Here is a 26,642-nt window from a genome sequence, read left to right on the forward strand (position 1 = left end):
AAGGAGAGACAGCCATGAATATCGGAGCCGAAATTCCGTTTCGCCGCAGCCGGTTTGCCCGCGCCACCGGTTCGCTGATTTTCGATCGTCAACGCAGCGAATATTTGCGGGGCGCCAACGCTGATCGAGACGCGATGCGCGTGTGGTCGCACGGGCGGTTTGTTCCGGCCTGAGCGTTACCCCAGTAACGTTATCCCACTCACGTTATCCCAATGATAGAGCCCGCGCACCCGGCTCCCCCAGCCAGCGCGCGGGGCAATGCCAGACTTTGGCGATAATCGCCGGGTCAAGTGCGTGGGCCGGTTCACCATCAGCGACGATACGACCGCCGGACATGACAAGCACCCGGTCGGCGAAGTTCATAGCCGTCGCCAGATCATGCAGCACCAGCACCACCCCGCGCCCGAGCCGGGCCTGCGCGCGGAAACGGCGCATCAACGTCAAGGCATGGGTAAGGTCAAGGTTGGCGAGTGGCTCGTCCGCCAGCAGCCATGCCGGGCGGGTCGCCAGCACTCGCGCCATGAGCGCCCTCGCTCGCTCGCCACCTGACAATCCCATGACCCGACGGGAGCGAAAATCATGGAGGTCCATGATCCCGATCGCTTCGTCTATCGCGGCGCGCCCATCCGCAGTTGCCGTATCTCCCCACGGCAGACGCCCTAGCCCCACCAGCACCTCCACCGTCATGTCCCACGCCACGTGTGGAGACTGCGGGAGATAGCCGATGGACCGCGCCCGTTCACGTGCCGGAATCTGGCGCATCATCCGCCCGCCGATCGCAACTACCCCGGTATCGGGCTGCACCAGCCCGGCAAGACATGACAGCAAGGTGGACTTGCCAGCCCCGTTCGGTCCGCAGATCGCGGTGACCTCTCCGGCATGGACGGATACCGTCAGGTCGACCAGCCGCCGGGCAAGCGCGAGGTCCACAGTGCTCAACGTCGCGGTCACATGTGCCCCCCGCGCATACGTAGCAGAAGCGCCAGAAAGAACGGCGCGCCCAGCAGGCTCAGCGCAATGCCAAGGCGCAGTTCACCGCCCGCGAGCGGCAACACCCGGCAGCCCATGTCAGCCACCAGAAGCAGCAACGCCCCCGCCAAGGCGCTGGGCACCAGCAGCATGGACGGTCTGCGGTCAGTGAGCGGCCGGACCAGATGCGGCACCATGAGCCCGACGAAGCCGATAACACCCGCCACCGCGACACTCGCGCCCACGGTCAGGCCGATGCCGGCGATCATAACCGCCTGCAGCTTGCGCGGCTCAAGGCCCAGCGAACGGGCGGCGGCATCCCCCAGCGCCAGCGCATCCAGCCCGCGTCCGCCCAGCAAGAGAATGCCCATCCCCGCGAGCGACAACGGCGCGGCGATCTCCACCTCGCGCCACGACCGATCGGCCAGCGAACCCATCAGCCAGGTCACGATCTCGCTCATCGCGAACGGGGTGGGTGACAGGCTGATCGCCAGGCTGGTGATCGCGCCGGCCAGGCTTGAGATCATCAGCCCCGCCATCGTGAACAAGGCAATGCCCCCGTCGCGCCCGGCGATCAGCGCCAGCAGCGCCATCGCGCCTGCCGCGCCCAGCAAGGCGAATACCGGCAACAGCCAGAGCGAGGCTGCATAGCCGGTCCAGAAACTCAGCACCGCGCCCAATGCAGCGCCGGGCGCGACGCCGAACAGGCCGGCATCGGCCAGCGGATTGCGCAAGTATCCTTGCATCGCCGCCCCCGCCATGCCCAGCGCCGCGCCGACCACCAAGGCCAGCACCGCCCGCGGCAGCCGCAGTTGCAGCAGGATCACCGCCGCATTGCGGGTATCGGGTGCCAGCGGATCGATCCAGACACGGCCAGCCAGCAACGACAGCGGCACCGCCAGCGCCAGCGCAGCGACAAGCAGGATCACGAGGCGGCGATGGGTCATGCGCCGCTTCCCAAAAGCGCCAGCGCGCGCCGCACTTGCGCCAAGCGGTCCAGCGCGCGCGGAATGGTGGGGCCGCCGCACCAGATCAGCGAACGGTCAAGCGCGGCATGGTGCATGCCCTTTACGCGCGCCAGTGCGGGATGGCGCAGCATGCGGTCTTCCTCCGCTGCAGGCGAGCCCACGGTCAGAATCACGCGGGGCGGATCGGCCAGGACCTGCTCCAGCGGCAGATACTGTGCCTGCGATAGCCCGCGTGCAGCCGCAGCGTTGGCGAAGCCCGCCCGGCGCATCAACTCCGCGATAAGCGTATCGCGACCCGCCACGATGCCGCCCGATTCCCACACAACGGCTGGAATCGGCGCGCTGCCGGGCGGCGGTGCGGCGCGGGCCAGCGCGGCATCGATACGGCCAACCAGGGCCTCGCCGGCAGACCGATTCTTCGCCAGCACCGCCAGCCGACGGACCTGCTCCCGCGCCGCCGCCAAGTTGGCAGGGATCGGTTCCAACACCACCCGCATTCCCAGGTCTCGCAGCGCCTGCGCGGTGGTCGGGGGCAGAAAGCTGCTGGCGACAACAACGTCCGGCCTCAACGCCACGATATCTTCCACCGCGTCCGACACGTCACCGAACCGCGCCGCCACATCGGCGTCCATCGAGCTCGAGGACGGATCGTGGCTGTAATGCGATATCGCCAGCAACTGGCCCGGTGCGGTCACTTGCGCCAGCACGGCATCGGTGCACGGGTTGAGCGACACGATGCGCGGCGCGCCCGCCGGCTCCGGCACGGCCGCAGGCTGGCGCTGGCAGCCTGGCATGCCCAGCAGCAAGGCGACGCATGCCCATGCGCCGACCCGGCGGCTCCGCCGCCTGCAAGACGAGGGAGCCGCCCGTATCGTCACAGTTTTACGCGAACGCCGGCGTAGGCGGAACGGCCCGGCGTGCCATAAAGGCGCACGACCTCGTAGTGCTCGTCGAACACGTTATCGACCCGACCGTACACTTCGATCTTGGGCGTTACGGCGAATGCCGCGCGGGCGCCGACAACGAGGTTGCCGTCGACATACTGGGTGTTTGCCGCATCGTCGTAGCGACCGCCGCCAACGCGCAGATCCGCGCCCAGCTTCAGGCCGACAGCCCACGCCTTGTCGATGCTGGCGTACATGTTGCTCTTGGGCCGGCGCGCCAGTTGCTTGCCGGTATCCTCGTTCTTGGCATCGAGATAGGTGTACGCAAGGTTTACGTCGAAGCCTTCCCAATTCACCACCTGCATGCCGATTTCCAGACCCTTGGCCCGCGCCCTGCCTACGTTATAGTAGTTGAACTGCGTAAGGTCATAATCGATCAGGTTTTTCGTCTTGCGGTCGAAATAGGTGACCGTGAAGTGGCCCATGCCTTGCGCGAAGGGCTGGTCCACCCCGGCATCCCAGCTGGTGGACGTTTCCGGATCAAGCGCGCGGAAGCCAGCGTTGGTGTACAGCTGATACAGCGACGGCGCCTTGAACCCTTCGCCGTAGCTGGCGCGCAGCACCGGTGCATCAACGCCTTGGCCGATCACCCACGCGCCGTTCGCCGCGAACGTGGTCTTGTGGCCGAAGTCGGAGTTGTCATCGTACCGCACGCCGCCGTTTAGCGTCAGGCCGGTGAGCGGGCGCACGGTCAGGTTGCCGAACACACTGTCGATATTGGTGGAATCGCGCGAGCCGAAGTTGTCGTTGAACTTCTGCTTCTCGGTTTCCGCACCGATCAGCAGGCTGGCGGCCTCAATCGGAGTGAAGCTGGCCTGGCCTTCGAAACGCTGGGTTCGCCCGTTGGTGATGTACGGGCCGAACACCGCATCGTCGGAAATGCGGCGGTTGTCGGTCAGCCCATAACCCACACGCGCGTTCAAGCGGCCGTCCAGCCCGGTGTAGCGCACGTTGGCATAGCCTTGTGCGTCGCGCTTCATGCCCACGTTCAGCGCATCGGCGCCGGTGTTGTCATAGTCGTAGTTGGCCTTGGTGTAGAACCCGCCGATGTCGGCAGACAGGCCCTGCGCCAGATCCACGGAGGCGCGGGCGTTGGCGCTCTTGCTTTCATAGCCGTCGCGCTCCTTGCCGCCCAGATTCTCGTCGAAAGCGGAAAAGCCATCGCCTTTCAACCAGTTTCCGCCGAGTGTGAGACCAACCGGGCCCACCAGGCCGGCCGCAGATGCGCTGACCTGCTTCTGGTCGCGCCAGCCATATTCAGCCTGCGCCCGCGCGGTCCACTGCTCGGTCGGCCGGGCGGTGATGAAGTTGATGACGCCGCCGATCGCCCGGCTGCCCCACAGCACGCCGGACGAACCGCGCAGCACTTCCACCCGGTCGAACTGGCCGATAGTGAGATTGCCGAAATCGAAACCGCCGCCCACGTCGCCCGGATCGTTGATGCGCACACCGTCGATCAGGACCAGGCTTTGCGCATTGTCGGCACCGCGGATGAACACGCTGGCAGGCTGGCCGAAGCCGCCAGCCTGCGCCACCGAAACGCCCGGCACCCGTGCGAGCACGTCGACCGCGCTGACGGCCTGCACGCGGTCGATCTGGTCGCGGGTGATCACGCTGATGGACTGGCCGACCTGGGTGATCGGGGTGGGCTCACGATTGGCGGTGACGACGATCGACGGATCGACCGGCGCTGCATCGGTTGCGGCATCCTGGCCGAACGCAGGCGTGCTCACCGCCAGCGCGGTGCCCAGCAAAAACAAAGACTTCATGCGTATTCCTTCCGAACCTTGAACGACGTGACGCCGTTCATGGCGGAAGCACTGCGCACCCCTCATGGCGCACAGGGCCGCTGCATCCGGAAACACCCCGTCCGGCTGCGGAACGACCGTCCTGGGCAGGTCTCCTGGCTCCCGGATCAACGGCCTGTTTTTCCGCCTTCCCGGCCTGCCTTTTGCAAAAAGACGCAGCCAGTGGCTTGGTGGAAAGGGCCTCCCCGGTCACAGTTGCGGGGGCAGCGCCGGCAATTGCAGCCGACTTCCCTCTTAGGTCCGGCGAACCGGACAACCCATGACGTGCCCGCGCCGATAAAGCCCGCCTCGCTGATTGGCAAGCGGCGTGGTGCGGCGACGAAGTCTTAAGCACTTTAAGCGTATCGCAAAGGCTGTGTACCGCAACGGGACGGCGCGCAATGGCACGGTGCGCCATAGGGCATACCGGGCTAAGGGCGTGCCGCCCCACTGCGCTGACAAGACTATCCACGAAAAGGAAACGCGTGCTCCTGCCTATTGCCCCTTCTGCCACCAGCCCGGCTACGTCGGACGATGGGGACTGGGCATTTGTACGCCCGCGTGATTTTACGGGCCGCTTCGCGCGCCGCGCACATGGCGCAGGACGCCGGCCCATCGTGCTACGCCGACGCTGGAGCGTGGGCGTGGCTGCGCTCGCTGCCGTGGCCCTGCCCGCCTTGGCCGCGCCTGAAACCTGGGGCAGTTTCGCCATAGCCGATGCGGGCAACGCAGGTAACGCTACCCTGCCCATGCCGTTCGAGCAGGCCGGCGCCAGCTTTCCGGGTTCGGCGTTCTATTATCTCGACGCCGCCAGCGTGCCCTTGCAGATCGGTGAGGGCATCCATTCCGACGCGGACGACAAGGTGTCCGGCCCGCTGCCGATGGCCCGCCCGATGATCGTCGACAATTCCGGCGTCGATCGCACCCGCGCCCTGCAGTGCATGACTGCGGCGATCTACTACGAAGCGGCCAGCGAGCCTGACGCAGGCCAGCGCGCGGTGGCGCAGGTGGTGCTCAACCGCGTGGCGCATCCCGCCTACCCCAAATCCGTGTGCGGTGTTGTGTATCAGGGATCGGAAAAGCCGACCGGTTGCCAGTTCTCGTTCGCATGCGATGGCGCACTGGCGCGCCGCCCCAACCGCATGTTCTGGGAGCGTGCCGAAAATGTCGCCCGCCAGGCGCTTAGCGGATATGTCTACACGCCGGTGGGCCTCGCCACCCACTACCATACGGTGCAGGTCAATCCCTATTGGGCGCCCAGCCTGCAGTATCTGGGCACGATCGGCGCGCACCGGTTCTATGCGTTCCGTGGTGCTGCCGGCAATCCGGCGACTTTCCGCTTCGCCTATCTGGGCGGGGAGCCGATGGCCGCACCGCACCCGCGCGACGATACCCGCGATGCCGCCGCAGCGGCTGCCGTAGCCGATCCGCTGGCGATCCAGCGCGCTTTTGCCAACGCCGCCCCGGCCACGGCCAATGCTCCTGTACCCGTCACGTCGGCAGCGGCGACGTCGGCCCCTGCGCCGGTCTATGCGCGCGACGTTCAACAGCGTGGCGGCGATGCGCTGTATACCGCGCAAAATCTGCCAGGAACGCAAGGCGTCAAGGCGGAGTACGCCAACTCCGGTCGCTGGATCGCCCCCCCGTCGCAATAGCCGGGCACTTTGGCGCAAGGGAAATTATCCTAGGTTCTGTATTCATTAAGCTTGCGGATTGAGCGTGAGGTTGATTCAAGGTTTCCGAAGGGAGCCTTGGGATGGCGCGATACGATTTGAGCGAAGAGGAGTGGCGTCTGATCGCGCCGCTGTTGCCGAACAAGCCACGCGGGGTTGCGCGGGTCGATGACCGGCGGGTGATCAACGGTATCTTTTATGTGCTGCGAACAGGGTCGCCGTGGCGTGACCTGCCGGAGCGATACGGTCCGTACACGACGCTCTACAATCGCTTCAACCGCTGGGCGAAGGCAGGTATCTGGCTGGGCGTGTTCGAGACGTTGGCGGCTCGGTCACCTCAGTGGATGCAATTGATCGACAGCTCGATCATTCGCGCGCACCAGCACGCGGCCGGGGGTAAAAAGGGGGGCCGGATCACGCCATTGGCCCTTCTCGTGGCGGACTGAGCACCAAGATCCACGCGGTCGTCGATCAGGATGGGCTGCCGGTGCGCCTGCTGCTCTCGCCCGGTCAGTCATCCGAGATGGGCGCGGTCCCGCAACTGCTCGCCGGGTTGCCGATCCCGACTGCGGTCGTCGCCGACCGGGGCTACGACTCCAATGCCGTACTCGAACTGATTACCGGCTCGGGCGCGCTCGCCAGCATCCCGAGTTGCTCGCGTCGCATCATCAAACGCTCCATCGATCCGGCAATCTATCGCCAACGCAATCTAGGGCGCGAACTCATAAATTGAGTTGAGCTGTCGGCATTGTCGTGATTCAGGCTCCCTTCGGAAACGGAGGATGTATGATAGGCCGCCTGCAGCGCGTCCGGTATACTGTGCGCGAACGCGGCTTCCACGACTGCATCGGCGATGTCCTCGTTCGCTGCCCAATCGGTAAATGCGGACCGGAAGCCGTGGACGTGGTATGGCTCGCTCATGTCGCGCAGCGCTTTCAGCAGCGTCATGTCGAACGTCGCCCCGCCATTGGTGCCGGGAAAGACATGCCGCCCCCAGCCGCAACGTTGCCTTTGCCAGCACCGCCAGAGCCGCATCAGACAGCGGCACGATATGTACCCTGCCCCGGCGGACGGAAGTTTTCCGGACCTCTATGATCTCTCACGGATGCTAGCGAAAGGGGTGGTGGTGGACAGGGCTGGATTCGAACCAGCGTACGCTTGCACGGGCAGATTTACAGTCTGCTGCCTTTAACCACTCGGCCACCTGTCCACACCAGTTGCTGGCTGCCGGAAAGTCACGCAAAAAGCGGGAAAGTCCGGCGTTGGTCGAGGCTCCCGAAGGCGCCCCGTTGCCGAGGAGCCGGGCCTTTGCCGAAGCGGGCCTTGCCTGTCAATGCCCTCGCTGCCACAGGGGGCCAGAATTTTCGGAATAAGACGCAGTTTGCGAAAGGACGATGGATGAACAAGCGTGGCGGAGCACGTGACGCTGGCGATGGCACCGATAGTGGTGGGCGCCCGACAAAGGCCCTGCGCGGGCGTGCGGGCCGGATGAAGAACGGGCGTGGCAGTGGGCGCGCCAGCACCGGGGCGGTGCGCCTGTGGGGCCGCCACGCGGTGGAGGCCGCGCTCAAGAACCCCGATCGCAGCCATCGCAAGCTGTGGGCGACGCGTGAGGGCGTCGAATCGCTCGATGGCGAGCTGCCGGCGGATTTTCCGGTGGAGTGGGCGCAGCCGGCGGACCTTGGCCGGCTGGTGGCGAAGGACGCGCCGCACCAGGGGCTGGTGCTGGAATGCGCGCCGCTGGAAGACGTGTTCCTGGCCGACGTGCTGGATGGCGACCCGGCCAGGCCGGTCATCGTGCTCGATCAGGTGACCGACCCGCACAACGTGGGCGCTATCATGCGCTCGGCAGCGGCGTTCGGGGCGTGCGCGATCGTGACGCAGGATCGGCATGCGCCGGTGGAGTCCGGCACCTTGGCAAAGTCTGCGTCAGGCGCGCTGGAAGTGCTGCCGTGGGTGCGGGTGGTGAACCTGGCGCGTGCGCTGGAGGAGATCGCCGAAGCGGGCTACTGGCGGATCGGGCTGGACGGCGCGGCGGAGGGCACGCTGGCCGATGCCCTGCCCGCGGGACCCGTGGCGCTTGTGCTGGGCGCAGAAGGCGACGGCATGCGCCACAATATTGCCCAGCATTGCGACGCCGTGGCGAAGCTGCCGATCGAGGCCGCGATGGAAAGCCTCAACGTCAGCAACGCCGCCGCGATCGCTTTGTACGCCGCCGCGACGCGCGACATGGCAGCGGACTGATGGTGGCATGAAACCCCGCCGGTCCTTTGAGACCGGCGGGGTTTGGACATAGTACCTTGTACAGCCGCGATCTTAGTTGACCGCGTCTTTCAGGCCCTTGCCGGCCTTGAACTTGGGCTGCGAGGACGCCTTGATTTCCATGGGCTCGCCAGTGCGGGGGTTGCGACCGGTCGATGCCTTGCGCTTCGCCACGGAGAACGTGCCGAAACCGACGAGGCGCACTTCGTCGCCCTTCTTCAGCGTGCCTGAGATCGCATCGAACACTGCCTCCACCGCCTTGGTGGCATCGCCCCGGGTCAATCCACTTGTATCGGCGACCGCGCTGATGAGATCGTTCTTGTTCATGTAAGGAACCCCCTGAATTTTTCGGCAGACGAACGAGCCAAACCGGATTCGCCTGCAAAGAGCGCAGGAATTGAGCGGCTTTTCACCCCAGTGGCAAGAGCCAATGTGCCTGCAAATCCGCGATTAACCGCGTTTTTGCGATGTGTGGAGCGACCATGACAATTGTGCGACGCACTATCAGGGTAGCACGTGTTGCGGTTAGCTCCTGAACTGGTTAGCGGCCTGACAGGGACAGACGGCGTGCACACACGAAAAAAGGCGGCCCGAAACCGAGCCGCCTTTCTATTGCCGTTCCCCGCCGTGGCAGGGACGCCACCTTAGCGCTTAGGCGTTGGTGTCGTTGACGCGGCGTTCGGCGATGCGCGCGCGCTTGCCGGTACGACCACGCAGGTAATACAGCTTCGCACGACGCACCACGCCGTGGCGAACCACTGCGATGGAATCGATGTTGGGCGAATACAGCGGGAATACGCGCTCCACGCCTTCACCGAAGCTCATCTTGCGCACGGTGAAGTTGGAACCCATGCCACGATTGGAGCGTGCGATGCACACACCTTCGTAGTTCTGGACGCGGGTGCGGGTACCTTCGACAACCTTCACGCCGACGCGGACGGTGTCGCCCGGACGGAATGCCGGAATTTCCTTGGCGGCCTTGGCAATTTCCTCGGCCTCGATCTGCTGAATCAGGTTCATGAACCCAAGTCCTCGTTTTGTCGCCGCGCATCAGAGGCAGGTCGAACCCGAGCGTCCCTGTGACGCTCCCAGAGGTCCGGCCTGCGTGACCGTGTATCGTCGTCCGCCCGGTATTTCCGCCAGGCGGCGATCTTCGCGTGATCCCCCGATCGCAGCACTTCAGGGATCGCGCGCCCTTCCCACTGGGTGGGACGGGTGTAGTGCGGGTATTCGAGAAGGCCGTCCTCGAACGACTCCTCGGTCCCGCTGGAAGGGGCGCCCATTACGCCGGGAAGCAGGCGAATGCAAGCATCCAGCACCATCAGCGCCGCGCATTCGCCGCCGGAAAGGACGATGTCGGCCACCGCCACTTCCTCGACATCGCGACCGGCGAAAATACGCTCGTCAAACCCTTCGAACCGCCCGCACAGCACGATGACGCCCGGCCCGCCAGCCAGCTCGCGGATGCGCGCCTGCGAGATCGGCTTGCCGCGCGGCGTCATCGCCAGCACCGGCGCGCCGGGATTGCGGGCACGGGCATGGTCGATGGCCGCAGCCAGCACATCGACCTTGAGCACCATGCCGGCACCGCCGCCCGCAGGCGTGTCGTCCACCGTGCGGTGCTTGTCAGTCGCAAAGTCGCGGATGTGGACGGGATCGATCGCCCACTTACCCTCTGCCAGCGCCCTGCCCGCCAGGCTCACGCCCAAGGGACCGGGAAACATTTCGGGGTAAAGGGTGAGCACGGTGGCGGCGAAGGTCATGGCAAAGCTACTGCACGAAACCGGGGGCAATCACGATCCGCACGTCATCCCATTGCGGCACCGCGATGGGGTTCATCGGCACCATGAAGCGACTGGTCTTGCCATCAGCGTCTGCCAGGCGTTCGATCTCGATCACGTCGCCGGCACCGAAATTGTCCACCGCCACGCATGTGCCCACAGCCTCGCCAGTGTCGGACACGACTGGCAGGCCGACGAGGTCGGCGTGATAATACTCGCCGTCTTCCAGCGCCGGCATTTCCGAGCGGGCGACGGTGAGCGCGGTGCCGCGCAGCTTTTCGGCTGCCGTCCGGTCGTTAACCTCGGCGAAGCGGGCGATCGCGCCGCCCTTGCCGTCATCGCGCAGCTTGGTGACCGTCAGGCTGGAATCGTTGAAGGTGCGGTAGCGCTTGAGCGCCGCCACACCTTCTCCAAACAGCTTGAGGCGGACATCGCCCGTCACGCCGTGCGCGCCGGTGACGGCGGCAAGCGTGACGGGGCGATCCTCACCGGCCTTGTTCTGACCGAGTTGGGCCAAGGCTTATGCCTCGGTCGATTCCTCGGTCGCAGCTTCTTCCGCAGGCGCTTCCTCGGCGGGAGCGGCAGCAGCGGCTGCAGCGGCAGCGGCAGCTTCTTCAGCTTCGCGCTGCTTGTCGGCCTTTTCCTCAGCGCGGTCCTTGGCCTTCTTGCCAGGCTCGGCCTTGTTTGGGTTGGTGGTGGCAGCGCGCTCCTTAATGCCGGCCTTGTCGAGCAGGCGGGCAACGCGGTCGGTCGGCTGCGCGCCAACGCCCAGCCAGTAACGCACGCGATCTTCGATCAGGCGCACGCGGTTCTCGTCATCCTTGGCGAGGATCGGGTTGTAGGTGCCGACCTGCTCCAGATACTTGCCGTCACGCGGCGCGGTCGCGTTGGCGATGACGATCTTGTAGTACGGGCGCTTCTTGGCACCGCCGCGCGAAAGACGAATGGAAACTGCCATGTGAATGTACCTTTCTGTGATTTATCGAAAACTTGCGATTACTTCTTGAGAAACTTGCTGAGATCCGGACCGCCGCTGCCGCCGCCCATCAGGCCACCGAGCCCGCCGGCGCCGCCGCCAAGGCCCTGCCCGCCAAGTCCCGGCATCGCGGCATCCAGACCACCCTTGCCGAACAGTGCGGCAAGGCCCTTCATGCCGCCCATCTTCTTGATCTGCTTCATGGCCTTGGACATTTCCTGATGCATTTTCAGGAGTTTGTTCACGTCCTGCACTTGCGTACCCGACCCGTTGGCGACGCGGATCTTGCGCTTGGCGTTGAGCAGCGCCGGGTTGCCGCGTTCCTTGGGCGTCATCGATCCGATGATCGCGTCCATGCGCAGCAGCACCCGGTCGTCCATGCCGGACGCCTGCATCGCGGCCTTGGCCTTTTTCATACCCGGCATCATGCCCGCCAGCATCCCCAGCCCGCCCATCGACTGCATCTGCTTGAGCTGCATCCGCAAGTCGTTCATGTCGAACTTGCCCTGCTCCATGCGCTTGGCGAGCGCCTCGGCGTCCTCGACCTTCACCGCTTCGGCGGCGCGTTCGACCATCGAGACGATGTCGCCCATGCCCAGGATACGGTTGGCCACGCGGGTGGGATGGAAGACTTCGAGCGCGTCCATCTTTTCGCCGGTGCCGGCGAACTTGATCGGCTTTCCGGTGACCGCGCGCATGGAAAGCGCCGCACCACCGCGCGCATCGCCGTCCATCCGGGTGAGCACGACGCCGGTCAGGTCCACCTGCCCGGCGAACGACTGCGCCACGTTCACCGCATCCTGACCGGTCAGCGAATCGACCACCAGCAGCGTTTCGCGCGGGGTGGAGATGGCGGCGACCGCCTTCATCTCGTCCATCAGCTGCTGGTCGACGTGAAGCCGTCCGGCAGTGTCTAGCAGCAGCACGTCCACCGCCTGCAGGCGCGCGGCCTGCATGGCACGGGTGGCGATTTCCGTGGGCTGCTGGCCGGCGATAATCGGCAGCGTCGCCACGCCGACCTGGGTGCCGAGCACCTGAAGCTGTTCCTGCGCCGCGGGACGATTGACGTCCAGCGAGGCCATCATCACCTTCTTGCCCTGCTTTTCCTTCAGCAGCTTGGCGATCTTGGCCGTGCTGGTGGTCTTGCCCGACCCCTGCAGGCCGACCATCATGATGACGATCGGCGGCACCGCTTCCAGATCGAGGCCGGGGGTGTCTTCGCCGCCCAGCGTCTCGACCAGCGCGTCGTTGACGATCTTGACGACCTGCTGGCCCGGCGTGACCGAGCGCAGGACGTTGTGGCCAATGGCTTTTTCGGTAACCTGATCGATGAAGCGGCGCACGACGGGCAGCGCCACGTCGGCTTCCAGCAATGCGATGCGCACTTCGCGCATGGCATCCAGAACGTCCTGCTCCTTGAGCGCACCGCGCCCACGCAGCTTGTCGAACACACCGCCAAGGCGATCTGAAAGGCTGTCGAACATGGCTGCTCACTCCATCTTTGGCCGGGCTGATCAGGCCTGGCCATACGAAACGCCAAAAACGCCGGTGCGCGAAACCTCGCGGACCGGCGTGCACGACTATATGCGAAAAACGCCGGCGGACGAAACCTCGTCAGCCAGCGCGGATCGCAATCATGCGAAACTGCAATATCGAAATGGTGGAGCCTAGCGGGATCGAACCGCTGACCTCCTGCATGCCATGCAGGCGCTCTCCCAGCTGAGCTAAGGCCCCGTCCATTTCAGCGAACCGACCCCTGGGAGGGGCAGCCCGTTTCCCTTGCATCTGGCCGCCGGTAAAAGCGGCCCCGCTCGGGAGGTCGCCCTCTAGGGACGGCCTGAAATGTTGGCAAGAGGAAATTTGAGGGGCGCCGGCGTTTTCGAAAACCGGCGCCCGCATCCATTACGTGTCGTGCTCGTGATCGTCGTCGGCCGCGCCGATGCCCAGATCGTCGTCACCGCCAAGGTCAACGTCGTTGTCCGGCGAATCGCCATCCTCGTCGATGTCCAGATCCTCTTCGGCGAGATCCGTGTCAGCCGTCTCGACGACTTCCTTCTTCTGCACTTCCTCATACGGAATCGGCTGCTTGGACTTGAGCACCGGCTCAGGCGTCCATTCGTTGCCGCACTCGATGCAGTGGACGGGGTTATCCCGGCCCAGATCATAGAAACGGGTGCCGCATTTCGGGCAGCCGTGCTTGGCGCCCCATTCAGGCTTGGCCATGAAAAGTCCTCGTGTTGCCCCTCCCCAATGGAGCAGGCGCATGAATAGCGTGTCTTGATGGTAAGGCCCGCGTGTTAAATCAAGCGTGACAGGACAAAGCACGCGAACCGTATCAGGGCGCGCGCCTTGCCATAGCCGGCCCGCGCTGTCAAAAGCCGCCCGGTTTTACCGCCCCCAACCTCCTGTCCACGTCCCATCGAAAAGAGCCTTTCGCCGTGAGCCACGATACCGACACCATGCGCGCGCGCCGCTTTTTGCCTGCCGGGCCGCTCAAAGGGCGAATCCGGGTGCCGGGCGACAAGTCGATCAGCCACCGCTCGATCATGCTGGGCGCGCTGGCGGTGGGGGAGACGCGCGTAACGGGGCTGCTCGAAGGCGAGGACGTGCTGGCCACCGCCGCCGCGATGCGCAGCATGGGCGCGCAAGTGGAGCGCACGGGCGATGGCGCATGGTCGGTGCACGGCGTTGGCGTGGGCGCGCTGCTCCAGCCCGAAACCGCGCTGGACATGGGCAATTCGGGCACCTCCACGCGCCTGCTGATGGGCCTTGTCGCCAGCCATCCGATCACCGCCACGTTCGTGGGCGACGCCTCGCTTTCGAAGCGGCCGATGGGTAGGGTCATCGATCCCCTATCAACCATGGGAGCCAGCTTCGAGGCCAGTGACGGCGCCCGCCTGCCGCTGATCCTCAAGGGCGCGTCGCCTGCGGTGCCGATCCGCTACCGTCTGCCAATGGCTTCGGCGCAGGTGAAAAGCGCGATCCTGCTCGCCGGCCTTAACACGCCGGGCATCACCACGGTGATCGAGCCGGTGCCCACGCGCGATCATTCCGAGCGCATGCTCCGCGGGTTTGGCGCAGACATCTCCGTCGCCATCGACGATGACGGCGCGCGCGTCATTTCCATTCGTGGCGAGGCGGAATTGCAGCCCCAGGTCATCGAGGTGCCGGGCGACCCCTCGTCCGCTGCATTCTTCATCGTCGCCGCGCTGGTGGTGCCGGGCAGCGAAGTGCTGATCGAAAACGTGGGCCTCAACCCAACCCGCTCCGGCATCGTCGAGGTGTTGCGCCAGATGGGCGGCTCGATCGAGGAAGTGAACCGGCGCGAGGTGGGCGGCGAGCCGGTCGCCGACCTGATGGTGCGCCATTCCGTGCTGACGGGGATCGATGTCGATCCGGCGATTGTGCCCAGCATGGTAGACGAGTTTCCGGCGCTGTTCGTGGCTGCTGCGCTGGCGCAGGGCATCACCACAACCAGCGGGCTGGACGAGTTGCGCGTCAAGGAATCGGACCGCATCGCGGTTATGGCAGCGGCGCTGAGCGCGGCGGGTGCGCACGTCGAAGAGCGGGCGGATGGTCTGGTCATCACCGGCACCGGCGGCGATCCGCTGCCCGGCACGCACGCGCCGATCGCAACGCACCTGGACCACCGCATCGCCATGGCGATGGCCATCGCCGGCCTCGCCAGCCGCGCCGGCGTGGAAGTGGACGACACCCGCCCCATCGCCACCAGCTTCCCGATGTTCGAGGCGCTGCTGGAAGGCCTTAACCCATGATCATCGCCGTCGACGGGCCGACCGCCTCGGGCAAAGGCACCATCGCCAAGGCGCTGGCCGCGCATTACGGCCTGCCACACCTCGATACCGGGCTGCTCTATCGCGCCGTCGGTCGCCAGTGCCTGCTGGACGGCGGCGACCCGGACGATCCGGTGGCCGCGCTCGCCGCCTGCGCGTTCCCCGAAGCCCTGCTGGCCGACCCCGAACTGCGCTCGGAAGCGAGCGGCGGGCTTGCCAGCCGCGTCTCGGTCCATCCTGCCGTGCGCCGCGCGCTGTACGAACGCCAGCGCGCCTTCGCCACACAGCCCGGCGGCGCGGTGCTGGACGGGCGCGATATCGCCAGCGTGATCGCGCCTGACGCTGACGTGAAGCTGTTCGTCACCGCCAGTACGGCTGCACGCGCGCAGCGTCGCTATGCGGAAATGCAGGCGCAGGGCCGCGCCATTACCCTTGATGCCATCACCGCCGACCTCGCCGCGCGCGACGCGCGCGACGCCGCCCGCAAGGACGCGCCGCTGGTCGTGGCCGAAGGCGCCGTGGTGCTGGATACTTCGGCGCTCAACCGTGACGGCGCGATCGCCGCCGCCATCGCCCTGGTCGACGCACGGAACGCGTAAACCAGACCGTTCGCGTGCGAGCCCCCGTCGCCCAATTCCCTTGCGTTTAAGGCCCTTCAGGCGTATCGGCCGCCAGTCCTGACAGCCACGGCTGAAAGGACGCCGCGACCGGCATACGGCCGCCGCGGCAGTTCGGCCCTTTGGCCCGCCTTTTCGCATGGTGCGGATCGGGCGGAGAAAAGACCGGCGGATACAACCGCCAGGCCGGAAAAAACGAACGAAGGATACGTCTTACATGGCATCTGTTGCCAATCCGACTCGCGACGATTTCGCGAAAATGCTCGACGACCAGTTCGGCGGCGCCGCCGACGACGGCTTCGAAGGCCGCGTGGTCAAGGGCACAATCACCGCAATTGAAAACGACAAGGCCGTCATCGACGTTGGCCTCAAGAGCGAAGGCCGCGTGTCCTTGCGCGAATTCGCGCGTGGCGACGACGACCACGGCCTGAAGGTCGGCGACGAAGTCGAAGTCTATGTCGACCGCGTCGAGAACGCTGACGGCGAAGCGATGCTGTCGCGCGACCGCGCCCGCCGCGAAGCCGCCTGGGACAAGCTTGAGAGCGAGTTCGGCGAAGGCAAGCGCGTGGAAGGCGTGATCTTCGGCCGCGTCAAGGGCGGCTTTACCGTTGACCTCGACGGCGCCGTGGCGTTCCTCCCGGGCTCGCAGGTCGATATCCGCCCCGTGCGCGATGTCACCCCGCTGATGGACGTGCCGCAGCCCTTCCAGATCCTCAAGATGGACCGTCGTCGTGGCAACATCGTCGTGTCGCGCCGTGCCGTCCTGGAAGAAACCCGCGCCGAACAGCGCAGCGAACTGATCGACAAGCTGACCGAAGGTCAGGTGATCGACGGCGTCGTCAAGAACATCACCGACTACGGTGCGTTCGTTGATCTGGGCGGCATCGATGGCCTGCTCCACGTCACCGACATGAGCTACAAGCGCGTCAACCACCCCAGCGAAGTCATCGCCATCGGCGATACCGTGAAGGTGCAGATCATCCGCATCAACTCGGAAACCCAGCGCATCAGCCTCGGCATGAAGCAGCTGGAAAGCGATCCGTGGGAAGGCGCGATGGTCAAGTACCCGGTCGGCGCCAAGCTGTCGGGCGTTGTCACCAACATCACCGAATACGGCGCCTTCGTGGAACTGGAAGCCGGGATCGAGGGCCTTGTCCACGTTTCCGAAATGTCCTGGACCAAGAAGAACGTCCACCCCGGCAAGATCGTCTCGACCTCGCAGGAAGTCGAAGTGGTCGTCCTCGAAGTGGATTCGGACAAGCGCCGCATCTCGCTCGGTCTCAAGCAGGCCCAGCAGAACCCGTGGGAAGCCTTCGCAGAGAAGCACCCCGTCGGCAGCCAGGTCGAAGGCGAAGTCAAGAACGCGACCGAGTTCGGTCTGTTCATCGGCCTCGATGGCGACGTGGACGGCATGGTCCACATGTCCGACATCGCCTGGGGCATCTCCGGTGAAGACGCGCTGGCGCTGCACCGCAAGGGCGAGGAAGTCTCGGCCGTGGTTCTCGATGTCGACGTCGAGAAGGAGCGCATCAGCCTTGGCATGAAGCAGCTTGAGCGTGGCGCTCCGGCAGCGGGCGGCGTTGCCGCGGCAGCAGCCGGCGGCGAAGGCGGCCTGCGTCGTGGCCAGGTTACCACCGTAACCGTGCTCGAAGTGCGCGACGGCGGTCTGGAAGTCCAGGCTGGCGACGATGGCGCGACCGGCTTCATCAAGCGTTCGGACCTTGGCCGCGATCGTGACGAGCAGCGTCCCGACCGTTTCCAGGTCGGCCAGAAGCTCGATGCGATGGTTACCGGCTTCGACCGTTCGAAGAAGCCCAACTTCTCCGTCAAGGCCCGCCAGCTGGCCGAAGAGAAGGAAGCGGTGGAGCAGTACGGTTCGTCCGATTCGGGCGCATCGCTCGGCGACATCCTGGGCGAGGCACTGAAGGGCCGCTCGTAAGAGCCCTTTCAGGCTGATCCCGGCCTAGCGAAAATGCAAAGCCCGTCCGGAGCGATCCGGGCGGGCTTTTGCTTTGCCGCCAGCCTTTCAGGATGGCGAGCGAACGCCTACATTCAGGCCGTCAAGGAGAGGTCCGCATGCTCGAAGTCCACCAGTTCCCCTGCCTGTCTGACAATTACGGCTTCCTGCTGCACGATACCGATAGCGGCGAGACGGTGTGCATCGATACGCCAGATGCGGACGAATATCTGCGGCAGGCATCGCGCAAGGGCTGGCAGATCACGCAGATCTGGAACACCCACTGGCACCCTGACCATGCGGGCGGCAACGCGGCGATCAAGGCGATCACCGGATGCCGGGTGACGGCGCCCGCCGGCGATGCTGCGAAGATCGAAGGCGTCGATTGCGAAGCGCGGCACGGCGATATCGTCACCATCGGTGATCGGCAGGCTGTGGTATTGGATGTCGGCGGCCACACAATGGGCCACATCGCCTACCACCTTGCCGGCGCGTCCATGGCATTCGTGGGCGATTCGCTGTTCGCGCTGGGCTGCGGGCGTATGTTCGAAGGCACGCCAGATCAATTCTGGGGCTCGCTCCAGCGGCTCAAGGCGCTACCGGGCGAAACGATGATCTACTGCGCGCACGAATATACCGCCGCGAACGCCCGCTTCGCGCTGCACGCCGACCCTGACAACGAGGAATTGACCGCCTACGCGCAGGAGATCACACAGCGGCGTGACAAGGGCCTGCCCACCGTGCCCACCAAGCTTGAACGCGAACTGGCCACCAACCCGTTCCTGCGCGCGGACGATCCGCAGATGCAGGCGCGCTGGGCCGCTACCGGCGATCCCGTGGCGACATTCGCTGCGCTCAGAAGCGCCAAAGACGGGTTTTGAAGCGATGGGCCGGACCGCAACTCGGGTTCGGCCCATAGTCGGATCAGCGAACCGTAAAATCGAAGATGCGCGCGGTCATCGCACCGCCTGCGCCACCACCCGCCAACGAGTAGATGAACCCATACTCACCCGCCGGAAGCGCCGCGACGGGCTCCACCACAAAAACACCGGGGCGAACCTGCGTGTGGTTGAACGCGATCCGGTCCTTATCCATCACGCCAGTTTTGGCACCGCCGATATTCATGCTGCCAACCCGCGCTTCGCGGCGGCCGGATTTGGCGGTCAAACGAACCAGCGTCAATTCGGCGGGTGACGAGACCGTGGTGTTGGTGCCGCTGGCCCATGCGCCGGCCTGATCGCCGTTGGATTCGGCCGAGAAGAAATAGAACCGCGGCTGGGCGGATACGGGCACTTTGGAGGTTTCGTTCTGAACCGCCGCCTTGACGCTCATCGACGCGATGCCGCCGGTCAACGCATAACCGAGAATACCACCCGTCTTCGCTTGGTTGGTTACCGTCGGTTCCATCCGTTGCATGCGTGGGTCACCGTCGGTTTGCAATGCATAGAAGCCGGCAGGGTGCGGAACTGCGGGATCTGGCGACACCAGCGAGGATTCAACCCGCGCGACGTAGCGATTCGTAATCAAAGCCGCAATCACTGGCGAAGACAGACCCTGCTTCTTGAACGCGACCATGTCGTCGGTGGACACGTCGAAATCCACCTTGTCCGATTGGATCTTGGCGACAACCGCATCATCGCCAAGGCCCATGCCAGTCAATTGCAGCACGGACGCCTTGTCCAGTGGCTTGGCGACAGTGGGGGTCGACAAACAAAGCGCGGCGAAGCCGACGCAAACAACAGATACCATTTTCATTGAAATTGCCCCGCTCAAACTGCCCCCCGGCAGCCTACGTGGCAATCCATCAACTTTTTCCGGCCCCAGTCAATCGGATAAATCTACGCACGCCGCCTTATCATACGTAGCCGCTACTTTTCCGGATAGAGCGTGTAGTTCAGCCGCTCCATCACTTCTTCCAGCGGTTCGATCACGGTTACGGAACGACCTTCGCCGAAGCGGATGCGGGTGCCTTCGGTCACTTGCGAAATGAAGGTGACCTGCGCGGCGTTAACGGCGGTTGCAGTGCGGTCGGCTCCGGTGAATTTCACGAACATGCCTCGCCTCTCCTTGTTATGGAAGACCAGCCTAAGCGCTCGCCAGCGTTTGTCAAAGTGTCGCGGCGATACAAAAACGAACAGCCCCCGTCGCAGGGACGAGGGCTGTTTGGTACACGTCGCGCGAACGTGGGAAGCGGGTCAGATCCCGGCGATGGCCTGATCGACGAGCACCTTGTCCGCATCGGCAGAGTGGTTGGCCGAAATCAGGTGCGTGGCCGCAGCGGCAGCGGCAGCGGCGGCCTGATTGCGCAGGCTGGTGACGGCGGTGAGTTCGGCGGCGGCGATCTTTTGCTGCGCCATCTTCTCACGCCTGGCGATCGCTTCGGCGGTGTCCTTCTCCGCCTTGGCGACGATCGCCTCAGCCTCGTGGCGAGCATGCTCCAGCATCGACACGGCGTCCTTCTCGGCGCCAGCGATCTTGTCCGCGTATTCCTTGCGCAGGGCTTCGGCTTCCGCGCGCAGGGCTTTGGCTTCGGCTAGCTGCGTCTTGATCTCGGCGATCTTGGCGTCGAGACCACCGGTGACCAGCTTGGGCACACCCTTCCAGGCCAGGATCGCCAGAAGCACGATCATCGAGGTGCTGACGATCGCAACTGGCGGTGCGAAGCCGAGGAACAGCGGCTCGGCGTGATGCTCGGTGCTGGCGGTGTGGGCTTCAGCGCCGCTCACTTCGGCACCTTCGTGGTCAAGGCCGTGGGCGACGGCGGCGTCGGTGTCAGCCATGGACCAGGTTCTCCTTAACAGCGCCACGCACCGCCGTGTCGTCAAGCGACAGGCCTGCGACCCGGCTCAGAATGTCGCGCGTTGCGTCCGTTGCGACATCCTCGATCTCGGCGGCGGCATTGCGACGGGCCTGCGCAATGCGGGTTTCCGCAGCGGCAATTTCGGCGTCGAGACGCGCCTGCGTACCGGCGATGCGTTCGGCGGTGGCGGCAGCGGCCTTGGCGCGCGCGTCGGCGATGAAGCCATGCGCCTGCGCCCGGTTGGCGTTTTCACGGGCACGCCAGGCGGCTTCTTCCGCATCGGCTTGCGCGCGCGCGGCTTCGGCTGCCTTGAGGTCAGTGGCGATCTGGTTGTCGCGACTGGCCACAGTGTCCATGACCTTGGGCACCATGCCGCGTCCAACGACGAAAAACGTGATGCCGAAGAAGACGAGCAGCCAGAATATCTGGCTTGCGTAGAACTCGCCTAGCTGAGCAATCTGAGGCATGGGTTCAGCCCTGTCTCGAGGAAGCCGGGAAATTGTGTGACCGGATTGCCCCGGACGCCCGACCAAAGGTTCGGGCAGCCGGGGCGGGTCCGGTCAAACGCGTGCGATCAGGCGAAGATCAGCAGCGCGGCAATGACGAACGACAGCAGGCCGAGAAGCTCCGCACCGGCAAAGCCGATGAACAGGCGACCCTGCTGGGCGTCAGCGGCGCCCGGGTTGCGCAACGCGCCTTCGAGGAACTTCGCGAAGACGTTGCCCACGCCGATCGAAGCGAGGCCCGCGCCGATTGCAGCAAAACCGGCTCCAAGCATCTTTGCAGCTTCTGCGTCCATTTCAAAAACTCCCTTTGGTAAATCTAGGTGACGATAAGGATCAGTGTAGGTTCTCGGCGTCGTTGAGATAGACGCAAGTGAGAAGAGCGAAAACGTAAGCCTGGATACCGGCGACCAGCAGTTCCAGCGCGCAGATGCCGATCATCAGCACGAAGCTGGGAACGCCGGCGATCACGAACATCACGGGTCCGTTATTGCCGCCGCTGATCACGAAGCTGGACAGCACTTCCAGCAACACGTGCCCGGCCATCATCGCCACGAACAGTCGCAGGCCGAGGCTGAAGGGGCGCACCAGGAACGAGATCAGCTCGACCACGAAGATGATCGGGATCATCGCCACCGGCGTGCCGTGCGGCACGAAGAGCGAGAAGAAATGCAGGCCATGCTTGGAAAAGCCAACGATCAGAACGATCGCGAAAGACAGGATCGCCAGCACGCCGGTGGCCGAAAAGTGGCTGGTGAACGTGAAGGCATGAACGCCCACCACGCCCAGCGGCATCAGGCCTAGGAAGTTCGCAAACAGGATGAACATGAACAGCGAGAAAATGTACGGAACGTACTTCTTGCCGTTCTTGCCCACGTTGGCGGCCAGCATACCGTCGATGAAGCCGGTGAAGGTTTCCACCGCCATCTGCCAGCGACCGGGCACCACGGCGCGCTTCATGCCGCCAGCGACGAACACGATCAACGCAATCGTGGCGATGGCCATCCACAACGCGCTGTTGGTGAAAGCGATATTGTAACCAGCAATGTTCCAGTCCGCGCCCGCCAGCTTTTCGAGCTGGAACTGGTGCATCGGATCGAGCTTCGCTTCGGTTGCCACGCGATTACCCCTGTCGCCTGTTGAACCATGAGCGCCCCCTTCCCCGCACGTATCGGGTCAGTCGGGCCGCTGGCTCGTAATTCGAATAATGTTTCTGAAGGCGACGCCTATTCCCACGAACAGCATCACCATCAGGCTCAAGGCCATGTATCCGCTGAAATGGCCGATAAGCCATCCCAGGAACAGACCGCCCGCGACCCCGCCCAGCAATTCCGAAAGCACCCGGTTGCCGAGGCGATAACTCGCGTCGGTTTCCTTTCCCGCTTTCGGCTGGCTGCGACCTTCCTCACGCGCACGAAGGGCCTTCAGCCTTTCGTCGAGCGATTCGATGCGCGCATCCTCACCAACAGGGTCTCGTGCGGACGGCTCGTCGGTCATGTTGCGTTCCTCTCGTTCTGACAGGAACACACAACACGCACGACAGCTACCCGCCAAGAGCGCCGCCCCCTTAGGGTGGGGCTTTTCCCGAGTCAACCATCGCACGCCCGCCACGCCCTACGGACCGTTGATCAACAAGGCGAACTTGGCACCCCAATTACCGTCAAGCGCATGAAAAGGCAGGACGCCTGCGGCACCCCAACACCCGCGTCAGGGGCAGCGTGGATCGAGTTCAGGCGCGCCGGGGCCCCGTGTTTTCCACGAGCCATCAAGGCCCTGATATTTCTCGCCCGGCTGGGTATCGCGGATCAGCTTGCACCCGGTGGTGAAGGCAAATTCCTCGATCGTGCTCTTGCCAGCTGCGGCACCGGTATAAACCGAGCGGCGCTTGTTGTTGATATCACGCACCATCGCCGCGATGTCGGCGCTCTGATTGCCCACGACGCCGAGATACCCATCGCGCTGTTCGCCCACTTTGCCGGTGCTGCGCGCGGCGGCGTATTCCGGACTGCGCTGCGCATAAGCCGCAGGCGCGCCGGCAACCAGCAGGATCGCGGCCAAGCCGCTGACGGCCATTGGAAACTTTCGCATCAGAATATGCCCTCGTTCTTTTCCACCGTCTTGGCCGCATCGGCGGCAAGACGATAAACGACTTCCTGCCGGATGTTGATGTTCAGCTCGATCACGATCGGCTTGTCCGGTGCAGCAACCTGAATGCACCCAGAAATCCCGAACGCTGAGCAGATCACCAGCATCGCAGAAACCTTTGCGGCGCATACGGCGCGCCTGCCGGACCTTGAACCACCGCGCTGCACGATCACGCCGGCACTGTCGTTGGCGGGAATCATTGCTAGCGATGGTCTTCCGGTCAATTCACAGAACGTCATGGCACTTTCTCGCTGACTGGAGGCTGAATGTCGGTGGATGGAGGCGGCGCGGGATTGACCATCACGTCAGGCAGGTTCGGCGTGCGCTGGCCCTGGGCGTCAAGCAAGCCCAGCACGCGCGGATCGGTGACGTAACTGGGATCGTAGAGCGAGCGCACCGAGCCGAACAGGCCGAAGAACGGCGCCTTGATGTTGACAATGAAACGGATTGGCAGCCGGGCGATCTGCCGGGTGATGAAATTGCGGCTCGCGCCCTTGCCCTGACTCAGTCCGTCGAAGGCGATGCGCGTCAGTATCTCACCCGAAAGCGACCCGTTCAGCGCGATCTCCATGTGTTTGTAATTTAGGGATTTCAGTGCGTCGAAAGCGAAATTGCCCATCGCCGACAAGTCCTTGTACGTCAGTTCCCCCACGTAGGACACGCTGCCGCCCGGATCGCGCGAAGCCAGATACCCCGCTTCGATGCGGCCACCGTTCTGGTCGAACACCATCGGCACAACGCCATCGAAGATGCCGGTGGCGCTGATGTTGGCGGTTTGCAGCCGCTGGACGAAGGTGGCCGCGTTCAACCCAGCTACCCGCAAGGTGTAATGGCGCGTTTCCGCCACGCCGATGCGCATGCGCGCCGGGTCCAGCGTCAGGGTTCCTTCCATGAACGGCCATTTCGCCCCGGCGATCTGGAGTTCGTAGCCCGGTTCCAGCTGATAGGTCAGCGTGCCATCGGTCACCTCGATGCCGGGGTTGATGGAGGCGATATGCACTCTCTGCCGCGGCGCGGTGACCATGCCCAGCAGGTCGGTGAAGACGATTTCGCCCGATAGCCCCTTCAACGGACCGAACGCGGCGGCAAAGTCCAGCCCGTCACTGGCGAAACGCCCGTGGCTGGTCACCCCGCGCGCGTCCCACTCGATCCGCCCCGTCCCCCGCACCGCACCCTTGAGATCGGACACCACGCCCAGCACAAGGCTGGACAAGGCGGCTGGCTGCAGCTTGTCGTCAAACGCGATGGCACTCACCGTCAGGTCGGCATGGCCGGCGGCGCTGGAAAGGTCGTGGAGGATATCGGCATTCACGATGGCGCGGTCGCTGGTCGGCTCACGCAGCAGGGCCTGCGCGGTTATGCGGTTGGCGACGAGCCGCAGCGTGGCATCGCGGGCGACCAGCGGTTGGAAGCGGGGCACCGGCTGACGGTCCGCCAGCGTGAAATGCGCGTCCGCAATCGAAGCGACGCCGCCGGCATAGCGCCATTGCCCGGCGGCCTGCAGTATATCGAGGGGCACCGCGGCCAGCCGCACGTCGGCATCCTGGAACGTGCCGGCAATGTCCCGACCAAGCCGCGCATCGATGCGGCTGAGGGTGAAATGCGACGCGGTTCGCTCAGGGCCGAGCGCGACTTTCACGCCGCCAGCCTTGAGCACGCCGGGCTGCGATCCGCCGAGCGCGAAGCCCAGCGGACCGCTGGACACGCGAATCGGGGTCTGGCCCAGACGGCCGGACACATCGAGCGACGGCGCCCCGGCAGCGATGTGCAACGCGTAGGGTCGGCCTTGCAGGATCGCGCCACCACGCGCGGGGCAAATGGTGAGGGTGCGCCGGTCTATCGTCAGGCTGGAAAACCGCAGGGCATCGAAGGACACCGGCGTGCACTTGGCCCACACCGCCAGCGTGTCATCGGCGGCCCAGCGCCCGTCGAGCGGGATCAGCACGTTGCGCCCCGCGCCGCCGGGCAGCGCGCCGCTAAGTAAAACCTGACCCGTAAAGCCCAGCGCGCCTTGCCGGTCCTGGATCAGCGCCAGCCGGGGCACACCGATGCTGGCATCGCCGGCGCGGTAGTCCGCCATCGACACGCGCAGGGCCAGATGCCGGTCCGCGCCCGTTTCCATCCGGCCCCAGACCTGCGGCAAGTCCTTTCCGCCGGTGCTGAAATTGCCGGTGACGCGTGGCGGACCCTTGCCCAGCAGCGCCTGCACGCGCGACAGCGCCACCAGCGCCTCGCCGCTGCCGCCGCGCAGCGATCCGCGCGGCATCACCACGCTGAAACCATCGGGCGTGGTGCGGGCGATCAGGCTGGCATCGAGCGTGCTGCCCTGCATCTCAAGCGCAAGCGCCTGGCGGATGCGCGAGGCGATGGGGGCAGCCAGGGTTCCCACGCCTGCCTTTTCGGCTGACGCCAGCGCCCGGTCCACCGTGCTGCCAATGCCAATGCCCTTCCCGCTAAGATCGCCCTCCACATCGAGATGCGCAAAGCCTTGCGACGAGCGGGCGCGGCCATCGAAAACGATATGGTCGATGCGCGCTTGCGGGCTTGTCAACTTTTCACCGGCGATGCGGTACGTGGCGTTAAGCGCCTGCTTGCGATACGTGAAGCGCGTACTGCCGCTTGCCGCTGCCAGCCGCTGCGCACCGTAGCGCGCGCCTGCGGCCCGGAAACCGAGCGTGCCGGCGGCGCCGTCCAGCGCCTCGTCCAGGGTAGCGTCGATCTGCACGCCGGCCTGCGCCAGCGCAAAGCCGCGCGCCGGGCATGACAAGTCCATCATGCGCACCGGCCCGGTAAAGCGCGGGCGGGCAGATGCGGTCGTCAGGGCGGCGTAGATCGTGGTGCGCCCGGTCTGGCATCCGCCAGCCTGCACGGTGGGAGCTACCGCAGCCAGGTGGCCGGAGAAGCCGCCACGCAAAGCGCCAGTGCCCTCAAGCTTCACGCCCACGCGACCATGGTCGCTGTCGATCAGCGCGCGCCCGTCCTCGATCGCAAGATCCAGGTCGGGCATCTGGAAGGGCCCGCCCTTGCCGGAAAACAGCGCCTTGTCGAGACTGCCAAAGCTGACCACGCCGCCGTTGTATGTCCCGTAAAGCCGGGGTTTCACCAGAGTGATCCGCCCGATGCCCGGCCATCCCCACGATAGCCGCGTGGCGACGCGCACTTCCTGCACGGTCAGGTCCGGGCGCGCCGGATCGCCGATCGATAGATTGCGGATCACCTGTTCTGCCGGGCCGATGCTGACGATCTCGTAACGCCCCTTGAGGCCCTGCGCCTCAAGCTGCCCCGCAATCACGTCTTCGGCGATATCGACGCGCGCCAGCCACAGCGCGACCAGTGCGGCCACCAGCAGCGCCAGCACGGCCACGACCGGCCAGCGCCAGCGGCGACGCCGCGGGATTGTCCCGGTCGCGGCCCCACGGGTCTCCGGGAAAAGGTCCTGTTCCTGCGACATGCGATCCTTCACTTG

At 65.1% G+C, this 26,642-nt stretch carries 30 protein-coding genes, 2 tRNA genes and 1 riboswitch; of the genes, 9 read left to right on the forward strand and 23 right to left on the reverse strand.

Going from position 1 to position 26,642, the window contains the following annotated elements; all coding sequences use genetic code 11:
- The first annotated feature begins 14 nt into the window (after nucleotides 1-14).
- Nucleotides 15-173 carry a hypothetical protein gene (locus tag ASE49_RS18545; RefSeq protein ID WP_200922011.1) on the forward strand — a complete coding sequence of 53 codons (159 nt, stop codon included), beginning with the start codon at nucleotides 15-17 and terminating at the stop codon, nucleotides 171-173.
- Between the two features lie 31 nt (nucleotides 174-204).
- Here the strand turns inward: ASE49_RS18545 and ASE49_RS10030 are convergent, their stop codons facing one another.
- The 4 genes from ASE49_RS10030 to ASE49_RS10045 form a co-directional block, all read right to left on the reverse strand.
- Nucleotides 205-951 (reverse strand): ABC transporter ATP-binding protein, encoded by a 747-nt coding sequence (locus tag ASE49_RS10030; RefSeq protein ID WP_056771389.1) that lies wholly within the window; start codon nucleotides 949-951, stop codon nucleotides 205-207.
- Nucleotides 948-1,916, reverse strand: coding sequence for a FecCD family ABC transporter permease (locus ASE49_RS10035; RefSeq protein ID WP_056771392.1), 969 nt, complete (start codon nucleotides 1,914-1,916; stop codon nucleotides 948-950). Before ASE49_RS10035 ends, ASE49_RS10030 begins: the two co-directional genes overlap by 4 nt.
- Nucleotides 1,913-2,731 (reverse strand): ABC transporter substrate-binding protein, encoded by an 819-nt coding sequence (locus tag ASE49_RS10040; protein ID WP_056772303.1) that lies wholly within the window; start codon nucleotides 2,729-2,731, stop codon nucleotides 1,913-1,915. Before ASE49_RS10040 ends, ASE49_RS10035 begins: the two co-directional genes overlap by 4 nt.
- Nucleotides 2,732-2,811: 80 nt before the next feature.
- Complete coding sequence (locus tag ASE49_RS10045; RefSeq protein ID WP_056771395.1) at nucleotides 2,812-4,650, reverse strand: TonB-dependent receptor plug domain-containing protein; 1,839 nt, start codon at nucleotides 4,648-4,650, stop codon at nucleotides 2,812-2,814.
- A gap of 107 nt (nucleotides 4,651-4,757) precedes the next feature.
- A riboswitch (cobalamin riboswitch) is annotated at nucleotides 4,758-4,965 on the reverse strand.
- Nucleotides 4,966-5,153: 188 nt separating this feature from the next.
- Here ASE49_RS10045 and ASE49_RS10050 point away from each other — a divergent pair.
- The 3 genes from ASE49_RS10050 to ASE49_RS10060 all read left to right on the forward strand — a co-directional run bounded on the left by ASE49_RS10050 (nucleotide 5,154) and on the right by ASE49_RS10060 (nucleotide 7,074).
- Complete coding sequence (locus ASE49_RS10050; RefSeq protein WP_235522930.1) at nucleotides 5,154-6,323, forward strand: cell wall hydrolase; 1,170 nt, start codon at nucleotides 5,154-5,156, stop codon at nucleotides 6,321-6,323.
- A gap of 101 nt (nucleotides 6,324-6,424) precedes the next feature.
- Nucleotides 6,425-6,787, forward strand: a complete 363-nt coding sequence (locus ASE49_RS10055; protein ID WP_056771398.1) for an IS5 family transposase — start codon at nucleotides 6,425-6,427, stop codon at nucleotides 6,785-6,787.
- 41 nt (nucleotides 6,788-6,828) lie between these two features.
- On the forward strand, nucleotides 6,829-7,074 hold the full coding sequence (locus ASE49_RS10060; protein WP_056771401.1) for a hypothetical protein: 246 nt from the start codon (nucleotides 6,829-6,831) through the stop codon (nucleotides 7,072-7,074).
- A 391-nt stretch (nucleotides 7,075-7,465) separates the two neighbouring features.
- Here ASE49_RS10060 and ASE49_RS10065 read toward each other — a convergent pair.
- A tRNA-Tyr gene (locus ASE49_RS10065) sits at nucleotides 7,466-7,551 on the reverse strand.
- A gap of 188 nt (nucleotides 7,552-7,739) precedes the next feature.
- Here ASE49_RS10065 and ASE49_RS10070 point away from each other — a divergent pair.
- Nucleotides 7,740-8,585 carry a TrmH family RNA methyltransferase gene (locus ASE49_RS10070; RefSeq protein ID WP_056771404.1) on the forward strand — a complete coding sequence of 282 codons (846 nt, stop codon included), beginning with the start codon at nucleotides 7,740-7,742 and terminating at the stop codon, nucleotides 8,583-8,585.
- A 72-nt stretch (nucleotides 8,586-8,657) separates the two neighbouring features.
- Here the strand turns inward: ASE49_RS10070 and ASE49_RS10075 are convergent, their stop codons facing one another.
- The 8 genes from ASE49_RS10075 to ASE49_RS10110 all read right to left on the reverse strand — a co-directional run bounded on the left by ASE49_RS10075 (nucleotide 8,658) and on the right by ASE49_RS10110 (nucleotide 13,583).
- The gene (locus ASE49_RS10075; RefSeq protein WP_056771407.1) at nucleotides 8,658-8,930 is read right to left on the reverse strand and encodes an HU family DNA-binding protein; all 273 of its coding nucleotides are present in this window, start codon (nucleotides 8,928-8,930) and stop codon (nucleotides 8,658-8,660) included.
- Nucleotides 8,931-9,254: 324 nt separating this feature from the next.
- Complete coding sequence (gene rplS, locus ASE49_RS10080) at nucleotides 9,255-9,623, reverse strand: 50S ribosomal protein L19 (protein WP_056771410.1); 369 nt, start codon at nucleotides 9,621-9,623, stop codon at nucleotides 9,255-9,257.
- Entirely contained in the window at nucleotides 9,620-10,366 is a 747-nt protein-coding gene (gene trmD / locus ASE49_RS10085) for a tRNA (guanosine(37)-N1)-methyltransferase TrmD (RefSeq protein ID WP_056771414.1), read from the reverse strand. The genes rplS and trmD overlap by 4 nt, the downstream gene beginning before the upstream one ends.
- Nucleotides 10,367-10,373: 7 nt before the next feature.
- The gene (rimM, locus tag ASE49_RS10090; RefSeq protein WP_056771417.1) at nucleotides 10,374-10,901 is read right to left on the reverse strand and encodes a ribosome maturation factor RimM; all 528 of its coding nucleotides are present in this window, start codon (nucleotides 10,899-10,901) and stop codon (nucleotides 10,374-10,376) included.
- Nucleotides 10,902-10,904: 3 nt separating this feature from the next.
- On the reverse strand, nucleotides 10,905-11,342 hold the full coding sequence (gene rpsP, locus ASE49_RS10095) for a 30S ribosomal protein S16 (protein WP_056771420.1): 438 nt from the start codon (nucleotides 11,340-11,342) through the stop codon (nucleotides 10,905-10,907).
- A 38-nt stretch (nucleotides 11,343-11,380) separates the two neighbouring features.
- Nucleotides 11,381-12,844, reverse strand: a complete 1,464-nt coding sequence (ffh, locus tag ASE49_RS10100; RefSeq protein WP_056771423.1) for a signal recognition particle protein — start codon at nucleotides 12,842-12,844, stop codon at nucleotides 11,381-11,383.
- Between the two features lie 174 nt (nucleotides 12,845-13,018).
- Nucleotides 13,019-13,094, reverse strand: a tRNA-Ala gene (locus tag ASE49_RS10105).
- Between the two features lie 168 nt (nucleotides 13,095-13,262).
- Complete coding sequence (locus ASE49_RS10110) at nucleotides 13,263-13,583, reverse strand: TIGR02300 family protein (protein ID WP_056771426.1); 321 nt, start codon at nucleotides 13,581-13,583, stop codon at nucleotides 13,263-13,265.
- A gap of 236 nt (nucleotides 13,584-13,819) precedes the next feature.
- Between ASE49_RS10110 and aroA the strand changes: the two genes are divergently transcribed.
- From aroA to gloB, 4 genes are all read left to right on the forward strand, one after another.
- Entirely contained in the window at nucleotides 13,820-15,136 is a 1,317-nt protein-coding gene (aroA, locus tag ASE49_RS10115; protein WP_056772308.1) for a 3-phosphoshikimate 1-carboxyvinyltransferase, read from the forward strand.
- On the forward strand, nucleotides 15,133-15,753 hold the full coding sequence (locus ASE49_RS10120) for a (d)CMP kinase (RefSeq protein WP_056771429.1): 621 nt from the start codon (nucleotides 15,133-15,135) through the stop codon (nucleotides 15,751-15,753). The genes aroA and ASE49_RS10120 overlap by 4 nt, the downstream gene beginning before the upstream one ends.
- Nucleotides 15,754-15,988: 235 nt before the next feature.
- Nucleotides 15,989-17,710: a 30S ribosomal protein S1 gene (gene rpsA / locus ASE49_RS10125; protein WP_056771431.1), complete on the forward strand. Its 1,722-nt coding sequence runs from the start codon at nucleotides 15,989-15,991 to the stop codon at nucleotides 17,708-17,710.
- A 137-nt stretch (nucleotides 17,711-17,847) separates the two neighbouring features.
- Nucleotides 17,848-18,609 (forward strand): hydroxyacylglutathione hydrolase, encoded by a 762-nt coding sequence (gloB, locus tag ASE49_RS10130; protein ID WP_056771434.1) that lies wholly within the window; start codon nucleotides 17,848-17,850, stop codon nucleotides 18,607-18,609.
- A 43-nt stretch (nucleotides 18,610-18,652) separates the two neighbouring features.
- Here gloB and ASE49_RS10135 read toward each other — a convergent pair whose 3' ends face one another.
- The 10 genes from ASE49_RS10135 to ASE49_RS10180 all read right to left on the reverse strand — a co-directional run bounded on the left by ASE49_RS10135 (nucleotide 18,653) and on the right by ASE49_RS10180 (nucleotide 26,627).
- Nucleotides 18,653-19,501 carry a hypothetical protein gene (locus ASE49_RS10135; RefSeq protein ID WP_235522931.1) on the reverse strand — a complete coding sequence of 283 codons (849 nt, stop codon included), beginning with the start codon at nucleotides 19,499-19,501 and terminating at the stop codon, nucleotides 18,653-18,655.
- Between the two features lie 95 nt (nucleotides 19,502-19,596).
- Complete coding sequence (locus ASE49_RS10140) at nucleotides 19,597-19,782, reverse strand: hypothetical protein (protein ID WP_056771442.1); 186 nt, start codon at nucleotides 19,780-19,782, stop codon at nucleotides 19,597-19,599.
- A 141-nt stretch (nucleotides 19,783-19,923) separates the two neighbouring features.
- Nucleotides 19,924-20,508 (reverse strand): F0F1 ATP synthase subunit B family protein, encoded by a 585-nt coding sequence (locus ASE49_RS10145; RefSeq protein WP_082456396.1) that lies wholly within the window; start codon nucleotides 20,506-20,508, stop codon nucleotides 19,924-19,926.
- A complete protein-coding gene (locus ASE49_RS10150) occupies nucleotides 20,501-20,995 on the reverse strand; it encodes a F0F1 ATP synthase subunit B family protein (protein ID WP_056771444.1) in 495 nt (164 codons plus the stop codon). The genes ASE49_RS10145 and ASE49_RS10150 overlap by 8 nt, the downstream gene beginning before the upstream one ends.
- Nucleotides 20,996-21,102: 107 nt before the next feature.
- Nucleotides 21,103-21,327, reverse strand: a complete 225-nt coding sequence (locus ASE49_RS10155; protein WP_007678253.1) for a F0F1 ATP synthase subunit C — start codon at nucleotides 21,325-21,327, stop codon at nucleotides 21,103-21,105.
- A gap of 40 nt (nucleotides 21,328-21,367) precedes the next feature.
- The gene (locus tag ASE49_RS10160; protein WP_056771450.1) at nucleotides 21,368-22,150 is read right to left on the reverse strand and encodes a F0F1 ATP synthase subunit A; all 783 of its coding nucleotides are present in this window, start codon (nucleotides 22,148-22,150) and stop codon (nucleotides 21,368-21,370) included.
- A gap of 57 nt (nucleotides 22,151-22,207) precedes the next feature.
- A complete protein-coding gene (locus ASE49_RS10165) occupies nucleotides 22,208-22,528 on the reverse strand; it encodes an AtpZ/AtpI family protein (RefSeq protein ID WP_056771454.1) in 321 nt (106 codons plus the stop codon).
- 210 nt (nucleotides 22,529-22,738) lie between these two features.
- A complete protein-coding gene (locus ASE49_RS10170; RefSeq protein WP_056771456.1) occupies nucleotides 22,739-23,119 on the reverse strand; it encodes a YdbL family protein in 381 nt (126 codons plus the stop codon).
- The gene (locus ASE49_RS10175; protein ID WP_056771458.1) at nucleotides 23,119-23,376 is read right to left on the reverse strand and encodes a YnbE family lipoprotein; all 258 of its coding nucleotides are present in this window, start codon (nucleotides 23,374-23,376) and stop codon (nucleotides 23,119-23,121) included. The genes ASE49_RS10170 and ASE49_RS10175 overlap by 1 nt, the downstream gene beginning before the upstream one ends.
- A 35-nt stretch (nucleotides 23,377-23,411) precedes the next feature.
- Nucleotides 23,412-26,627, reverse strand: a complete 3,216-nt coding sequence (locus tag ASE49_RS10180; RefSeq protein WP_056772317.1) for an intermembrane phospholipid transport protein YdbH family protein — start codon at nucleotides 26,625-26,627, stop codon at nucleotides 23,412-23,414.
- Nucleotides 26,628-26,642: the final 15 nt, after the last annotated feature.

Origin of the sequence: Novosphingobium sp. Leaf2 (assembly GCF_001421325.1) — a bacterium.
In the GTDB taxonomy this organism is placed as follows: Bacteria; Pseudomonadota; Alphaproteobacteria; order Sphingomonadales; family Sphingomonadaceae; genus Novosphingobium.

Coding starts and splice junctions, on each gene's coding strand:
- rplS (WP_056771410.1), bottom strand. CDS start 9,623: ATGAACCTGATTCAGCAGATCGAGGCCGAGGAAATTGCCAAGGCCGCC.
- ASE49_RS10120 (WP_056771429.1), top strand. CDS start 15,133: ATGATCATCGCCGTCGACGGGCCGACCGCCTCGGGCAAAGGCACCATC.
- ASE49_RS10170 (WP_056771456.1), bottom strand. CDS start 23,119: ATGCGAAAGTTTCCAATGGCCGTCAGCGGCTTGGCCGCGATCCTGCTG.
- ASE49_RS10175 (WP_056771458.1), bottom strand. CDS start 23,376: ATGATTCCCGCCAACGACAGTGCCGGCGTGATCGTGCAGCGCGGTGGT.
- rpsA (WP_056771431.1), top strand. CDS start 15,989: ATGGCATCTGTTGCCAATCCGACTCGCGACGATTTCGCGAAAATGCTC.
- ASE49_RS10110 (WP_056771426.1), bottom strand. CDS start 13,583: ATGGCCAAGCCTGAATGGGGCGCCAAGCACGGCTGCCCGAAATGCGGC.
- ASE49_RS10045 (WP_056771395.1), bottom strand. CDS start 4,650: ATGAAGTCTTTGTTTTTGCTGGGCACCGCGCTGGCGGTGAGCACGCCT.
- ASE49_RS18545 (WP_200922011.1), top strand. CDS start 15: ATGAATATCGGAGCCGAAATTCCGTTTCGCCGCAGCCGGTTTGCCCGC.
- ASE49_RS10165 (WP_056771454.1), bottom strand. CDS start 22,528: ATGACCGACGAGCCGTCCGCACGAGACCCTGTTGGTGAGGATGCGCGC.
- ASE49_RS10055 (WP_056771398.1), top strand. CDS start 6,425: ATGGCGCGATACGATTTGAGCGAAGAGGAGTGGCGTCTGATCGCGCCG.
- ffh (WP_056771423.1), bottom strand. CDS start 12,844: ATGTTCGACAGCCTTTCAGATCGCCTTGGCGGTGTGTTCGACAAGCTG.
- ASE49_RS10035 (WP_056771392.1), bottom strand. CDS start 1,916: ATGACCCATCGCCGCCTCGTGATCCTGCTTGTCGCTGCGCTGGCGCTG.
- ASE49_RS10180 (WP_056772317.1), bottom strand. CDS start 26,627: ATGTCGCAGGAACAGGACCTTTTCCCGGAGACCCGTGGGGCCGCGACC.
- ASE49_RS10150 (WP_056771444.1), bottom strand. CDS start 20,995: ATGCCTCAGATTGCTCAGCTAGGCGAGTTCTACGCAAGCCAGATATTC.
- ASE49_RS10040 (WP_056772303.1), bottom strand. CDS start 2,731: ATGCCAGGCTGCCAGCGCCAGCCTGCGGCCGTGCCGGAGCCGGCGGGC.
- rpsP (WP_056771420.1), bottom strand. CDS start 11,342: ATGGCAGTTTCCATTCGTCTTTCGCGCGGCGGTGCCAAGAAGCGCCCG.
- ASE49_RS10075 (WP_056771407.1), bottom strand. CDS start 8,930: ATGAACAAGAACGATCTCATCAGCGCGGTCGCCGATACAAGTGGATTG.
- gloB (WP_056771434.1), top strand. CDS start 17,848: ATGCTCGAAGTCCACCAGTTCCCCTGCCTGTCTGACAATTACGGCTTC.
- ASE49_RS10070 (WP_056771404.1), top strand. CDS start 7,740: ATGAACAAGCGTGGCGGAGCACGTGACGCTGGCGATGGCACCGATAGT.
- aroA (WP_056772308.1), top strand. CDS start 13,820: ATGCGCGCGCGCCGCTTTTTGCCTGCCGGGCCGCTCAAAGGGCGAATC.
- ASE49_RS10145 (WP_082456396.1), bottom strand. CDS start 20,508: ATGGCTGACACCGACGCCGCCGTCGCCCACGGCCTTGACCACGAAGGT.
- ASE49_RS10140 (WP_056771442.1), bottom strand. CDS start 19,782: ATGTTCGTGAAATTCACCGGAGCCGACCGCACTGCAACCGCCGTTAAC.
- ASE49_RS10155 (WP_007678253.1), bottom strand. CDS start 21,327: ATGGACGCAGAAGCTGCAAAGATGCTTGGAGCCGGTTTTGCTGCAATC.
- trmD (WP_056771414.1), bottom strand. CDS start 10,366: ATGACCTTCGCCGCCACCGTGCTCACCCTTTACCCCGAAATGTTTCCC.